Raw genomic sequence first — 13,012 nt, 5'->3', positions numbered from 1 at the left:
TCAGCTAACCCGCGAAAAGCGGTCAGGCGATGCTCAGCGAGAAGTGCGCGCCTGCGCTTGCGTTGCCCATCACTCGGCCCACCCCACTTTCCTGCACGCGCATTGGTGGTTGAGGGACAATCACGGCGGTTAATTGCGAATATGAAGAGACGGCGGGCTTATGATCCGCCCGTTCTGACGCGGGGTCCAGGTATGTCCTCTTTAGCAATCGAAGCACCCGTTTCCATCGGCTGGATTGGCGCCGGGCGGTTGGCGCGGGCGTTGGCCACGCGCGCACACCGCGCTGGCGTACACAGCGCTGCGGTGGCCAGTCGCACGCACGCCAATGCTGCGTGGCTGGCGCAGGCAACGGGTGCCAGGGCGCTCGATGCGCAAGGTGTGGCCGATGCGGCGGACTGGGTCTTCATCACTGTGCCGGATGACGCGATTGCCCGCGTCACGGCAAGCGTGCGCTGGCGCCCTGGGCAGCTTGTGGTCCATTGCAGCGGCGCGGGCGAGCGCGATCTGCTGGACGCCGCCCGCCAGGCCGGTGCGGATACCGCCAGCTTTCACCCCCTTTTCCTCTTTGCCGGTTTGCCGGACGACGCGGAGCGCCTGGGCGGCGCATCCATTGCCATCGAGGCAGACGCCCCGCACGACGCAGCACTGGCGAACCTCGCCCAACGGCTCGGCTGCACGCCGCTGAAGGTGCGGCCCGGACAACGCGCGCTGTATCACGCCGGTGCCAACTACGCGGCCAGCTTCCTGCTGTGCGCGCTGCATGAGGCGGCCACACTGTGGCAGGCGGCGGGCATCAATCGCGACGCCGCCGTCGAGGCCATGTGGCCGCTGGTGGACGGCACCCTGGCCGCCGCCCGTGCACGCGGCCTGGCGGGCGCACTGGCCGGCCCAGTCTCACGCGGCGATGGCGGCGTCATCGACAAGCACCTCCAAGCACTCGACGCGCTCGGCGCCGATCACGCAACGCTATACACCGCACTCACGCGGCGCGCACTGGCCCTGGCAACCGAACGCGGCGCGCCGTCCGCCGATGTGCTGGCCGACCTCGCCAAACGCCTCGACCGCGCGCAATAACAGCAACATCATCATTGGGATCGGGCGGCGCGCATGCACCAATCCGGCGCGCGCCCTACAATCGGCAGCTTGCCCGCACGCCTGTCCTGCCATGTCCCAATCACCGCATTCGCCGCAATCGCCTCCCGCCACGCATAACGCCACCGTGCACAACTCGGCCGGCGCACTGATCCTGCTCGTGGTCGGGCTGGTGCTGGTGGGGGTGAACCTGCGACCTGCGTTGTCCAGCCTGTCACCTGTGCTCAAACAGGTAGCCGCTGGCACGGGGTTGTCTGGCGCCACGGCGGGCTTGCTGACGACATTGCCCGTGCTGTGCCTGGGCCTCTTCGCGCCGGCGGCCGCAGTGCTAGCCCGACGCTTCGGCGCGGAACGTGCGGTGGGCGGTTTGCTGATTGCGTTGGCAGCCGGCATTGCCTTGCGCAGCGCGGGTGGTGTCGCACCGCTCTTCATCGGCACGCTGGCGGCGGGTGCCTGCATTGGCGTGACGGGCATCCTGCTGCCGGGCATCGTCAAGCGTGACTTCGGGCGGCAGGCGGATCTGATGACCGGCGTCTACACGATGGCGCTGTGCTTTGGCGCGGCAGTGGCGGCCGGCGCCAGCGCACCACTTTCCGCATGGCTGGGTGGGTGGCAACCGGCGCTGGCATTCTGGGCGTTGCCGGCGCTGCTGGCCTTTGTCGGCTGGTGGCCGCACATGCGGCACGCACACGGCAAGGGGTCGGCTGCGCGACTCGAACGCGTGTCGCTCTGGAACAAGCCGATCGCCTGGCAGGTGACGTTGCACATGGGTCTGCAATCGTCGCTGGCGTATTGCGTGTTCGGCTGGCTGCCGGTGATCCTGCAAGACCGCGGGCTGTCTGCCGTGCAATCGGGCGTGGTGGTGGCGGTGTCGATTCTTGTGCAGCTCATCACCGCGCTGGGCGGGCCGTTTGTGGCGCGGCTCGGGCGGGACCAGCGCCCCGCCGTCGTGCTGATGATGCTGATGTGCTGGGCCGGCCTGATCGGCTGCCTGTACGCGCCGCTCTCGACGCTGTGGTGGTGGGCGGTACTGCTGGGGTTGGGCCAGGGTGGCAACTTCAGCGTGGCGCTGTCGCTGATCGTGCTGCGCTCAGCCGATGCGCGGGTGGCGGCCAGCCTGTCAGCCATGACGCAAGGCATCGGCTACACCATGGCCGCTGCGGGGCCGTATCTGATGGGGGTGTTGCACGACCTGACCGGCAGTTGGGCCGTGATCGGCTGGCTATTCAGCGCGATTGCGCTGGCGTCGATCGTGATGGGGTCGCTCGCCGGGCGCAACCGTACGCTGCGCGCCGGCGAGTGAACAACATCCAGGCCGAGCTCAAGCTTTGTGCTTGGTCGTCCAATTGGCGAGCGCCTGCATCTGTTCGGTGATCAGGCCGGCAATGCGTTCGTCCGTCAGATCGCCGTCCGGCGTAAAGCCACCGGCAAACGCGTTCGCAAACACTTCCGGCTTGTTCAGCGGATGCAGGTCCAGGTACACGCATACCTGACGCAGGTGGTATTGCGCGCGGGACGTGCCCATGCCACCGCCCGCCCCCAGGATCGCCACCGGCTTGCCGGCCAGCAGCGCGTTGTTGGGCTCGCGCGAGGCCCAATCGAGAATGTTCTTCAGCGCCGGCGCCAGTGAATAGTTGTATTCAGGGCAAGCCAGTACGAGTGCATCGGCGCGCTCCAACTGCTGAAACACGCGCTGTACCGAAGCCGGTTTGTCCGTCAGATCCGCGTTATAGAACGGCACATCACGCAGATCGGCCAGTTCCATTTCAACGCCTTCAGGCAGGCGTGTGGATGCCGCACGCAGCAGCCCCTGGTTGGTGGATTTGCGGCGCAGGCTGCCGGCAATGCCGAGAAAGGTCAGCGACATGAAGAACGACTCCGTCAGTGTTGGGATTGGCGAGAATAGCGGACATTCGCCCGATCAAGAAGAGGTGACAGCCTGGGCAACCTGCGCTTGTTTGCGATACCAGACGCTGTACACCACCGCCAGCGCGATCATGAAGGGCACGCCGCACAGCAGGGTCATCCGGAACTCCGCCGTGAAGTAGGTCGTGACCAGTGCCGCCGCCATCAGCGCCGCGCCCAGCAACGACGTGACGGGAAACCCCCACATGCGGAATGCGAGCACCTGACCGCGATGCTGGCGGCGGAAGAACAGATGCGTGACGAAGATCATCAGCCACGTAAACATCGCGCCAAACATCGACACCGACATCATCAGCAGGAAGGCGCTCTCCGGGTACAGCGCGTCGAGCACGGTCGCCACGGCAATGCCCACCGCCGACAGCAGCAATGCCCCGGTCGGCACACCGCTCGCGTTCAGACGGCCCAGCGCTTGGGGCGCGTAACCGGCGCGCGACAGGCTGAACATCATGCGCGTGGTGATGTAGAGCTGGCTGTTCATGGCCGACAGCGCGGCCACCAGGATCACGAAATTGAACACCCCGGCGGCGCCCGGCACGGACGTGGCTGCCATCACTTTCACGAACGGGCTCTCGTTACCACCGGCGGCCGTCCACGGCACGATGGCCAGCATCAGCGCGAGCGTCAGCAGGTAGAAGACCACAAGCCGGATCATCGTGGCGCGGAAGGCGCTCGTGATGGCCTTGTGCGGGTCACGCGCCTCACCGGCGGCCACGGCGATCATCTCGATGCTCAGGTAGCTGAAGATCGACACGATCACGGCCACCCATGTGCCCCACGCGCCTTTCGGGAAGAAACCGCCCTGCACCTGGTAGTTCGCCAGGCCAATGCCCGCGCTGGCCGGTGCGCTGAACACCACGTACGCCCCCAGCAGGATGAAGCCGACGATGGCCGCAATCTTGAGCATCGAAAACACGTATTCGACCGCGCCGAACACCTTCACGCTGACCACGTTCACGCCGATGAGCGCCGCCGAAAACCCGACGATCCAGTACCAGCCCGGCACCGCTGGAAACCAGTACTTCATGTACACGGCGATGGCCGTCACCTCCGCGCCCACCGCCAGCACGATCGACGACCAGTACGCATAGCGGACGAGGAAGCCCGCCCACGGCCCAATGTAGTGCTCGGCGTACGCGCCGAACGAACCGGACGTGGGGTGGGCGACCGTCATCTCGGCCAGGCAGCCCATCAGGAGCAAGGCGATCAGCGCACCAATGGCATAGCTCACCAGCACGCTGGGCCCAGCAAAGCCGATGGCGAACCCGCTGCCCAGGAACAGGCCCGTGCCGATGGCGCCGCCAATGGCAATCATCGAAAGCTGCGCGGTGGACAGGCCCCGCTGCAGCCCCTTCTCCCGCTCGACGATCGTGTCGAATCCGTGTTGTTGCCTCACGGCATGTCTCCTTGCTGCAGCCGGCACCGCGTAGGTGCGGCTGCTTGTTTGTAGTGGGATTGCCGACCTGTCCGACGCCGAGGCTCAGGTCACGGACTTGCGCGTACGGAATTCCGGGGTGTTCCACGCGCCGGTCGCAATGATGTCCTTGAGCGCGGCGATGGTGTCCCAGATGTCGACATAGCGGACGTAGAGCGGCGCGAAGCCGAAGCGCAGGATGTCGGGTGCACGGAAGTCGCCGATCACGTTGCGGTCGATCAGCGCCTGCATGATCGCGTAGCCCTCTTCGTGCGTGAGCGAGACCTGGCTGCCGCGTTGGTCCGCATCACGCGGCGAGGCCAGCCCACAACCCAGCCCGGCGAGTTCCTGATCGGCCAGCTTGATGAACAAGTCGCCCAGCGCAACGCTCTTCTCGCGCAGCGTGTCGAGGTTCACGCCTTCGAAGGCATCAAGCGCGCTCTCCAGCGCAATCACACCGAGCTGCGGTGCAGTGCCCGTCAGCATGCGGTCGATGGCCGGATGCGGCGCGTAGTCGTGCGTGAACTCGAACGGCTTGGCGTGGCCGTGCCAACCCGTCAGCGGTTGACGGATTGCCGCCAGGTGGCGCGACGCAACGAACACGAAGGCCGGTGCGCCCGGGCCGCCGTTCAGGTACTTGTAGCCGCAGCCCACGGCGAAATCGGCTTCACATGCGTTCAAGTGCACGGGCATGGCGCCGGCTGTGTGGCACAAGTCCCAGACGATCAGCGCGCCGACTGCGTGCGCGCGGCGCGTCACGGCTTCCATGTCGTAACGTTTACCGGTCTTGTAGTTCACGTGCGTGAGCGACACGATGGCGACGGTCTCGTCGATAGCGGCCAGCACCTCGTCGGGATCGACGCAGCGTAGCTCGCAACCGGTCATCTCGGCAGCGCTGCTGGCGATGTACACATCGGTCGGGAAGTTCGTGCGCTCGGCCAGGATCACGCGGCGGCCCGGCTGCATGCGGGTGGCGGCCACCAGCACCTTGAACAGGTTCACCGAGGTGGAATCCGCGACGATGACTTCGCCCTGCCCCGCGCCGATCAGCTTGGCGATCTTGTCGCCGGTGCGCTGTGGTGCGGGGTACCAGTCGGCATCGTTCCACGAGCGGATGAGGCCGTGGGCCCACTCCTGCTCCAGCGCCTGCTTCATGCGGGCGGGCACGTTGGCGGGCATCGCGCCCAGCGAATTGCCGTCGAGGTAGATCGTGTCTGCAGGCAGGTTGAAGCGTGCGCGGCAATGGGCCAGCGTGTCGGCTGCGTCCAGTGCGGCGCAGGCCTCCCGAGTGATCGTCGAAGTCATGGTGTGTTGCTGTGTGTTGAAAGGTTCGGGGAGCTGCCGTTCAGGCGGCTTCGGGAAGATCGAAGAAGCGCGCTGCGTTGCCGCCCAGGATCTTGGCCTTGGCGGTGTCGCTCAGCTCCGCATGGTTGGCCACCAGGTCGCCGATCTTCTGTTCGCCCAGCGGGAACGGATAGTCGGAGCCCAGCAGCACGCGGTCTTCGCCCATGGTGTCGACCAGCAGGCTCAATGCGCGCGGATCGAACACGGCACTGTCCACGTAGAAGCGGTCGAGGTACGAGGTGGGCGGATTCGGGCAGTCTTCACGCACGATGTCGCGCTGCTCCCAGGCGTTCTGCACGCGGCCGAGCAGGAACGCGAAGCTGCCGCCGCCATGCGCAAAGCACAGCTTGAGCGACTTGGGAATCCGCTCGAACGCGCCGGAGAGGATCAGCGAGACCATGCTCAGTTGCGTCTCGGCCGGCATGGCCACCAGCCAAGGCAGCATCCACTTCTTCATGCGGCCGTCGGTCATCATGTCCCACGGGTGCACGAGCACGGGAATGCCGTCGTTGGCGCAGTGCGTGAGGAAGGTGACGAGGTGCGCGTCGTCCAGGTCGCGCGGCCCCAGGTGGTTGCCGATCTGCACGCCGTGGTGGCCTGAGCGATGCGCACGGGTGGCCTCACGGCATGCCAGGTCAATGTCCTGCAGCGGCACCTGCGCCAGCGCCTTCAAGCGCTTGGGCGCATGCGCGCAAAGTTCGAGCGCGCGGTCGTTCATGCGTATGGCCCAGTCGTGCGCAGCGGCACCGTCGTAGCCGTAGCCGAACATCACCGGCGTGGCGCAGACGAGCTGTACGTCCACGCCAAGCGCGTCCATCTCTTCGATGCGCTTGGCCGGGTCCCACAGGGCGCGGTAGACCGGGCGGAACGCGCGTTCACCGGCCATGATCATGCCGCGCTCGCCGTCGGCGTCGATGCGCAGCCACGGGGCTTGTTCTGCATCGAGGCTTGCCGCCTCTTCCTGCGTGATGGGCGGGAAGAAGTGCGAATGCATGTCGATTCGAAGTGTCATCGTCAATTGCAATTGCTTGTGAGGGAACGCCAGACCGTCAGGCGGCCTTGCCTGGGTGGATGTGGCCGCACTGCGGGCAGCGGCGTTTGTCTTCCGATGCGTAGAACGCTTCGAACAGCGGCGGCAAATCGCGCACGATGCTCTTGAGCTGCACCTCGACGCGGTGGACAAGGTGGCCGCAGGCATCGCAGTACCACTCGAAACCATCGAGCAGCCCCGCCGGGCGCTGGCGCTCGATCACCAGGCAAACACTGCCCGCCTCGGGCCGCTGCGGCGAGTGCCGTACGTGCGGCGGCAGCAGGAAGACATCGCCCTCCTTCAAAGCCACACGGTCCTGCTTGCCGTCGATCCACAGGTTCAGATACGCATTGCCGCGCAGTTGATAGAAAAACTCTTCGAGCGGATCGTCGTGGTAATCGGTGCGGTGGTTCGGCCCACCCACCACGGTCACGATGAAATCGCTGTCCTGCCACACCTGCTGATTGCCGACTGGCGGCTTGAGCAGATGGGCGTGTTCATCGATCCACTTCTGGAAGTTGAATGGCTTTCCGTACGTCAGCATGTCTCGCTCCTTGCAACCTGGCGTTGTTCTTGTTGTCGGGCGTTATCGCTTCGGCGCGTAGGCAATCGCCTTCATCTCGATCACCAGATGCGGATGCGGCAACTGGTGCACCGCCACCGTCGTGCGGGTCGGGCCGGTCTCATCAAAGTATTCCCCATACACCGCGTTGTATCCGGCGAAGTCGTTCATGTTGACCAGGAACGAGGTGATCTCGACCAGGTTGGACAGATCCGCACCTTCGCTGCGCAGGATGTCGCGGATGTTCTCGATCACCACGCGGGTCTGCTCGCGAATATCGAGTTGCGTCGTGCCCAGTGCATCAGCCGAAGCGCCAGCAATGGTGTTGTCCGGACGGCGCGAACTGGTGCCCGAGACGAACAGGAAATCGCCCGCACGGGTGATGTGCGGAAAGCGGCCGCGCGGTTTGGCTTTACCGGCGACGAGGCGTCCTTGCGGATTGGTTTCAGTGGTCATGTCGATGACGCTCAGTAGGTAGTGAATTCCGTGGTGCCAAATCCGTTGACCACGCACTGCACGTGCGCGCCGCGCGGCAGCGCTTCGGCTGCCGTGGCCGCGCCGGCCATGATGAGTGAGCCCGCTGGCAGCACCAGCCCGCTCTGCGAGATCAGGCGCGAGGCCTGCACAACCGAGCGCAGCGGGTCACCCAGAATTGCGGCGGTCGAGCCCACCTGCACCGCGCGGCCGTTCATGCGCATCAGCACCCCCGCGTTGCGCAACCCGTCAAAGCGGCGCGTCCACGGCCCGATGACGAGGCCGGCCGACGAGCAGTTGTCGGCCACCACGTCTTCCAGCGTGAACTTGAAGTTGCGGTAGCGCGAATCGATGATCTCCATGGCGGGCGCCACGGCGTCCAGATAGCTCGCGGCTTCGAGCAGCGTGAGCGGGCGGTCAATCTCGCGGCTGGTCAGGAAGCAGACCTCGGGCTCAACACGCGGATGGATGAAGCGATCCAGCGGCACGCGCCCACCGTCTTCTTCGAGCATCGTGTCGGTCAACCAGCCCCAGATCAGGCTGTCGACGCCCATCTGCACCATCTTGGCCCGGCTGGTGAAGCCCAGCTTGACGCCGACCATGCTCTCACCGCGATGGATACGGCGCTCAATCGACGCGCGTTGGATATCGTAGGCTTCGTCCAGCGAGAAACCTGCGTCTTCGGTCAACTGGGCGATCGGCTCTGCGTAGCGCGCGGCATCATCCACGCGTGCGGCAACGGCGTTGAGATCGGTCATGCAGCCTCCTTGCTCGGCGATTGCTGGGCCGACTCATGGTCCGACGCACGGGCCTTCAGCATGTCGAGCGCCACGTCGACGATCATGTCTTCCTGACCGCCCACCATGCGGCGGCGGCCCAGCTCGACCATGATGTCGAACGCAGACAAGCCGTACTTGGCCGCCGCCGCTTCGGTATGCCGCAGGAAGCTGGAATACACGCCGGCGTAACCCAGCGCGAGCGTTTCGCGGTCCACTCGCACGGGGCGCTCTTGCAGCGGGCGCACGATGTCTTCTGCGGCGTCGATCAGCTTCTTCACGTCGCAGCCGTGGTTCAGGCCCATGCGGTCCACCGCGGCAATGAACGCCTCAAGCGGTGCATTGCCGGCGCCCGCCCCCATGCCGGTCAGCGAGGCATCCACGCGGTCGCACCCATGCTCTAGCGCAACGATGGAGTTCGCCACCCCCAGCGAGAGGTTGTGGTGCGCGTGCATGCCGGTTTGCGTGGCGGGGTCGAGCACGCCCTTGAGTGCATCGAAACGCTCAGCCACATCGCGCATGCTCAGGGCGCCGCCGGAGTCCACCACGTAGACGCATTGCGCACCGTAGCTTTCCATCAGCTTGGCCTGTACGCCCAGTGCCTGCGGCGTGGTCATGTGCGACATCATCAGGAAGCCCACGGTGTCCATGCCGAGCGAGCGCGCGTACTCGATGTGCTGCTTCGAGATGTCGGCCTCGGTGCAGTGGGTGGCAATGCGCACGACGCGGGCGCCCGCATCGTAGGCGGCACGCAGGTCATGCACAGTGCCGATGCCGGGCAGCAGCAGCGTTGCCACGCGGGCCCGCTTGACGGTGCCGGCAACGGCGGCAATCCACTCCAGGTCGGTATGCGCGCCGAAGCCGTAGTTGAAGCTCGAGCCGGACAGCCCGTCGCCGTGCGCCACTTCAATGCTGTCGACACCCGCATCGTCCAGCGCGCGGGCAATGGCAACGGCATGCTCCAGCGAATACTGATGACGGATCGCGTGCATACCGTCGCGCAGCGTCACGTCTGAGACGTAGATCTTCTTGGTGTTATTGGTCATGGCCGATCTCCCATCAGGCGGCTGCGCGGCTTGCCGCGATCTGCTCGGCGGCGGCCAGCGCTGCCGAGGTCATGATGTCCAGGTTGCCTGCGTACGACGGCAGGTAGTGCGCGGCGCCCTCCACTTCCAGGAAGACGCTCACCTTCAGCCCCGCGCGGCGGTCGTTCGCATGTAGCGCGAGCGGGCTGTCGGCGGTGTAGCGGTCAAACTGCACGGCCTGTTTGAGCCGATAGCCCGGCACATAGCTGGCGACAGCGGCCACCATGGCTTCGATCGAATCGGCAATGGCGGTGGTGTCGGCGTCTTCGTCGGTCAGGCAGTACACGGTGTCGCGCATCATCAGCGGCGGCTCGGCTGGGTTCAGCACGATGATCGCCTTGCCGCGTGCAGCACCGCCCACCGTTTCGATGGCTTTGGAGGTGGTCTCCGTGAACTCGTCAATGTTGGCGCGTGTGCCAGGCCCGGCAGAGCGGCTGGCGATGGAGGCAACGATCTCTGCGTAATGCACGGGTGCCACGCGTGAGACCGCATACACGATAGGAATCGTCGCCTGGCCGCCGCACGTGACCATGTTCACGTTGGGGGCCTCCACGTGCTCGAACAGGTTCACGACTGGCACGACAAAGGGGCCGATGGCTGCCGGTGTCAGATCAATCACCTGCACGCCATGCTGACGCAGCACCTCTGCATGGTGGGCATGCGCGCCAGCGGAGGTCGCGTCAAACGCGATACGGATGTCGCCAAAGTTGGGCATGGCGACCAGCCCTTCGATGCCCTTGGCCGTGGTCGGCACGCCCAGCCGGGCGGCGCGTGCCAGCCCGTCGGAGTTGGGGTCGATGCCGACCATCGCGCCCATCTCCAGATGCAGGGCGCTGCGTAGCACCTTGATCATCAGATCAGTGCCGATATTGCCGGAGCCGATGATGGCGACGGCCTGCTTTTTGTTGCCCTTCATTGTGCGGAATCCGGTTGGGTGGAGAAACAGGCGCTCACGCTGCCGAGGCCTTCGATATGCGCAGTGAAGACATCGCCGGGCGCCACGCCGACCATCGGCCCGAGCGCGCCCGTCAGCACGATGTCGCCGGCTTTGAGCGGCGCGTTCACGCGGGTCATGGTGTTGGCCAGCCACAGTGCGGCGTGCAGCGGGTTGCCGAGGCACGCCGCCCCCGCACCGACGCTGACCTGATCACCGCGGCGCTCCATCACCATGCCGCACTGGATGGCGTCAAACGCATCGAGCTTGACCGGCCGGTTGCCCAGCACGAACAGGCCGCTCGACGCGTTGTCGGCCACGGTGTCGGTCAGGCGGATATCCCAGTTGGCGATGCGGCTGCCCACGATCTCGATGGCGGGCAACGCGTAGGCGGTGGCACGAATCAGGTCGGCAATGGTGTGGCGCTCGTACGGCAGGTCGTGTTCCAACACGAGGGCGATCTCGGCTTCGACCTTTGGCTGCAGCGTGCGCGACAGGGCGATCTCTTCGCCGTCGGCAATCGCCATGTCGTCGAACAGCATGCCGAAGTCGGGTTGGTCGACGCCGAGCTGCGCCTGCACAGCCTTCGACGTCAAGCCGATCTTGCGGCCGACCAGGCGACGGCCGCTGGCCAGCTTGCGCTCCGTGTTGACGCGCTGCACAGCGTAGGCCGCTTCCAGCGGATCGCCGCCAAGTGCGGCAATGGCGTCACGCACCGGCGCACGCGGTGTGCGGTCTTGCTCGGCCTGCCACAGATCGTGGGCCAGCGCGATGGCCGCGTTCATATCAATGGCGCTCATGCGACCCTCACGCAGACGTTGGTCAGTTCGGAATAGAAGTCCAGGGAATGGCGCCCGCCTTCACGGCCGATACCGGAGAGCTTGGCGCCGCCAAACGGCGTACGCAGGTCTCGCACAAACCACGCGTTGACCCAAACGATGCCCGTTTCGATCTGCTTGGCCACACGATGGCCGCGTGCGAGCTGCGTGGTCCAGATGCTGGCGGCCAGACCATAGGCGCTGTCGTTCACGCGGCGGATCACTTCTTCTTCCGTGTCGAACGGGGCGATATGGCACACCGGGCCGAAGATCTCTTCTTTCACACAGCGTGCGGTATCGGGCAGGCCGGTCCAGATGGTCGGCTGCACGAAGGCGCCGTCATCGCGTGCATCGCCAAACTGCGGCACGCCGCCGCCGGTGACGACCGTCGCCCCCTCTTCCACCGCCAGGCGGAAGTACGACAACACCTTCTCGCGATGGCCGCGCGAAATGAGCGGACCCATGGTGGTGGCCGGGTCGTCCGGCGCGCCGACGCACAGCGTTTCCGTGCGTGCTTTGAGTGCCGCGACAAAGCGGTCGAAGATCGGCCGCTCGACATACACGCGCTCGCTGCACAGGCACACCTGCCCGGCATTGGTGAAGCTGGATTTGACGACGCCCTCCACTGCCGCATCGAAATCCGCATCCGCAAACACCACGGCGGCATTCTTGCCGCCCAGCTCGAACGAGATCTCCTTCACGCCGTCGGCTACGGTCTTCATGATCGTGCTGCCGGTGCGCGATTCGCCCGTGAAGGTGATGGCGCTGATGTCCGGATGGCGCGTCAGGAATTCCCCCGCCGCGTTCGGCCCGTGGCCGTGGATCAGGTTGAACACGCCCGGCGGCAGGCCCACGTCGTGCATGACCTCGGCCAGCAGCGTGGCGGAGCCCGGTGTCTCTTCCGAGGGCTTGGCGACCACGCAGTTGCCCATGGCCAATGCTGGCGCCACCTTCCACGTGAACAGCAGCAGTGGCAGGTTCCACGGCGAGATGATGCCGATCACGCCCAGCGGCTTGCGGCGCACGTAGTTGATGAACTCGCTGCCGTCCGGCGTGTGCGTCTCGAAGAATTCGCTGTTGGCCGTGCGGATCAGGTCGGCAAAGGTGCGGAAGTTGGCGATGCCGCGTGCCACATCCAGCGTGCGGGCCTGCGTGAGCGGGCGGCCGGTGTCGGCCACTTCGGCGGCAACGAATTCGTCAAACCGCGCCTGGATGCCATCGGCAATGCGGTGCAGCCAGTCGGCGCGCTGGGCGGGGGTGGTGTCGCGCCAGCCTGCCGCTTGCGCCGCACGTGCAGCGCGCACGGCCTGGTCCACAGCGGCCGCATCAGCCTCGCAGACCTGGGCGACCAGCGTGCCGTCGACGGGGCTGACATCGGCAAAAGTGGTGGCGCTCGCCACGAATTCGCCGTTGATGTAATGCCGTAAAAGCCGCGGGGTGCGTGCGGCGTCAGCCGATTCCTGATTCACAGCGTCTCCTGCTCTTGTTGAAGGTTTTGCAGGAGTCTAGGGACGCGCGGCAGAGATGAACAATGAAACATTCGGCGCTGAGTATCCCAAA

Annotated in this window: 13 protein-coding genes; 2 read left to right on the top strand and 11 right to left on the bottom strand. The window is 65.7% G+C overall.

The window, feature by feature from the left end; translation table 11 throughout:
• Window positions 1-192: 192 nt before the first annotated feature.
• Both F7R11_RS23005 and F7R11_RS23000 read left to right on the top strand, forming a co-directional pair.
• The gene (locus tag F7R11_RS23005) at window positions 193-1,074 is read left to right on the top strand and encodes a Rossmann-like and DUF2520 domain-containing protein (RefSeq protein WP_064807537.1); all 882 of its coding nucleotides are present in this window, start codon (window positions 193-195) and stop codon (window positions 1,072-1,074) included.
• Window positions 1,075-1,165: 91 nt separating this feature from the next.
• Entirely contained in the window at window positions 1,166-2,395 is a 1,230-nt protein-coding gene (locus F7R11_RS23000) for a CynX/NimT family MFS transporter (protein WP_064809056.1), read from the top strand.
• Between the two features lie 18 nt (window positions 2,396-2,413).
• Here F7R11_RS23000 and F7R11_RS22995 read toward each other — a convergent pair whose 3' ends face one another.
• The 11 genes from F7R11_RS22995 to F7R11_RS22945 all read right to left on the bottom strand — a co-directional run bounded on the left by F7R11_RS22995 (window position 2,414) and on the right by F7R11_RS22945 (window position 12,921).
• Complete coding sequence (locus F7R11_RS22995) at window positions 2,414-2,959, bottom strand: NADPH-dependent FMN reductase (protein ID WP_021193890.1); 546 nt, start codon at window positions 2,957-2,959, stop codon at window positions 2,414-2,416.
• A gap of 54 nt (window positions 2,960-3,013) precedes the next feature.
• Entirely contained in the window at window positions 3,014-4,411 is a 1,398-nt protein-coding gene (locus F7R11_RS22990) for an amino acid permease (protein ID WP_064807540.1), read from the bottom strand.
• An 84-nt stretch (window positions 4,412-4,495) separates the two neighbouring features.
• On the bottom strand, window positions 4,496-5,734 hold the full coding sequence (kynU, locus tag F7R11_RS22985) for a kynureninase (RefSeq protein WP_064807542.1): 1,239 nt from the start codon (window positions 5,732-5,734) through the stop codon (window positions 4,496-4,498).
• Window positions 5,735-5,774: 40 nt separating this feature from the next.
• Entirely contained in the window at window positions 5,775-6,785 is a 1,011-nt protein-coding gene (locus F7R11_RS22980; RefSeq protein ID WP_064807544.1) for an amidohydrolase family protein, read from the bottom strand.
• A gap of 37 nt (window positions 6,786-6,822) precedes the next feature.
• Window positions 6,823-7,347, bottom strand: a complete 525-nt coding sequence (locus tag F7R11_RS22975) for a 3-hydroxyanthranilate 3,4-dioxygenase (protein ID WP_064807546.1) — start codon at window positions 7,345-7,347, stop codon at window positions 6,823-6,825.
• Between the two features lie 42 nt (window positions 7,348-7,389).
• Window positions 7,390-7,821 carry a RidA family protein gene (locus tag F7R11_RS22970; RefSeq protein ID WP_064807548.1) on the bottom strand — a complete coding sequence of 144 codons (432 nt, stop codon included), beginning with the start codon at window positions 7,819-7,821 and terminating at the stop codon, window positions 7,390-7,392.
• An 11-nt stretch (window positions 7,822-7,832) separates the two neighbouring features.
• Window positions 7,833-8,597 (bottom strand): 2-keto-4-pentenoate hydratase, encoded by a 765-nt coding sequence (locus F7R11_RS22965; RefSeq protein ID WP_064807550.1) that lies wholly within the window; start codon window positions 8,595-8,597, stop codon window positions 7,833-7,835.
• A complete protein-coding gene (gene dmpG, locus F7R11_RS22960; protein WP_064807552.1) occupies window positions 8,594-9,661 on the bottom strand; it encodes a 4-hydroxy-2-oxovalerate aldolase in 1,068 nt (355 codons plus the stop codon). The genes F7R11_RS22965 and dmpG overlap by 4 nt, the downstream gene beginning before the upstream one ends.
• Window positions 9,662-9,674: 13 nt before the next feature.
• Entirely contained in the window at window positions 9,675-10,616 is a 942-nt protein-coding gene (locus F7R11_RS22955) for an acetaldehyde dehydrogenase (acetylating) (protein WP_021193882.1), read from the bottom strand.
• On the bottom strand, window positions 10,613-11,434 hold the full coding sequence (locus F7R11_RS22950; protein ID WP_104577727.1) for a fumarylacetoacetate hydrolase family protein: 822 nt from the start codon (window positions 11,432-11,434) through the stop codon (window positions 10,613-10,615). The genes F7R11_RS22955 and F7R11_RS22950 overlap by 4 nt, the downstream gene beginning before the upstream one ends.
• The gene (locus tag F7R11_RS22945; protein ID WP_064807555.1) at window positions 11,431-12,921 is read right to left on the bottom strand and encodes a 2-hydroxymuconic semialdehyde dehydrogenase; all 1,491 of its coding nucleotides are present in this window, start codon (window positions 12,919-12,921) and stop codon (window positions 11,431-11,433) included. The genes F7R11_RS22950 and F7R11_RS22945 overlap by 4 nt, the downstream gene beginning before the upstream one ends.
• Between the last annotated feature and the right edge of the window lie 91 nt (window positions 12,922-13,012).

Source organism: Ralstonia insidiosa (genome assembly GCF_008801405.1).
Classification (GTDB): Bacteria; Pseudomonadota; Gammaproteobacteria; order Burkholderiales; family Burkholderiaceae; genus Ralstonia; species Ralstonia insidiosa.
Note: the sequence above shows the minus strand (reverse complement) of the source record. Positions and strands in the feature narration are given on the sequence as shown.

Coding starts and splice junctions, on each gene's coding strand:
- F7R11_RS23005 (WP_064807537.1), top strand. CDS start 193: ATGTCCTCTTTAGCAATCGAAGCACCCGTTTCCATCGGCTGGATTGGC.
- F7R11_RS23000 (WP_064809056.1), top strand. CDS start 1,166: ATGTCCCAATCACCGCATTCGCCGCAATCGCCTCCCGCCACGCATAAC.
- F7R11_RS22995 (WP_021193890.1), bottom strand. CDS start 2,959: ATGTCGCTGACCTTTCTCGGCATTGCCGGCAGCCTGCGCCGCAAATCC.
- kynU (WP_064807542.1), bottom strand. CDS start 5,734: ATGACTTCGACGATCACTCGGGAGGCCTGCGCCGCACTGGACGCAGCC.
- F7R11_RS22980 (WP_064807544.1), bottom strand. CDS start 6,785: ATGACACTTCGAATCGACATGCATTCGCACTTCTTCCCGCCCATCACG.
- F7R11_RS22975 (WP_064807546.1), bottom strand. CDS start 7,347: ATGCTGACGTACGGAAAGCCATTCAACTTCCAGAAGTGGATCGATGAA.
- F7R11_RS22970 (WP_064807548.1), bottom strand. CDS start 7,821: ATGACCACTGAAACCAATCCGCAAGGACGCCTCGTCGCCGGTAAAGCC.
- F7R11_RS22965 (WP_064807550.1), bottom strand. CDS start 8,597: ATGACCGATCTCAACGCCGTTGCCGCACGCGTGGATGATGCCGCGCGC.
- dmpG (WP_064807552.1), bottom strand. CDS start 9,661: ATGACCAATAACACCAAGAAGATCTACGTCTCAGACGTGACGCTGCGC.
- F7R11_RS22955 (WP_021193882.1), bottom strand. CDS start 10,616: ATGAAGGGCAACAAAAAGCAGGCCGTCGCCATCATCGGCTCCGGCAAT.
- F7R11_RS22950 (WP_104577727.1), bottom strand. CDS start 11,434: ATGAGCGCCATTGATATGAACGCGGCCATCGCGCTGGCCCACGATCTG.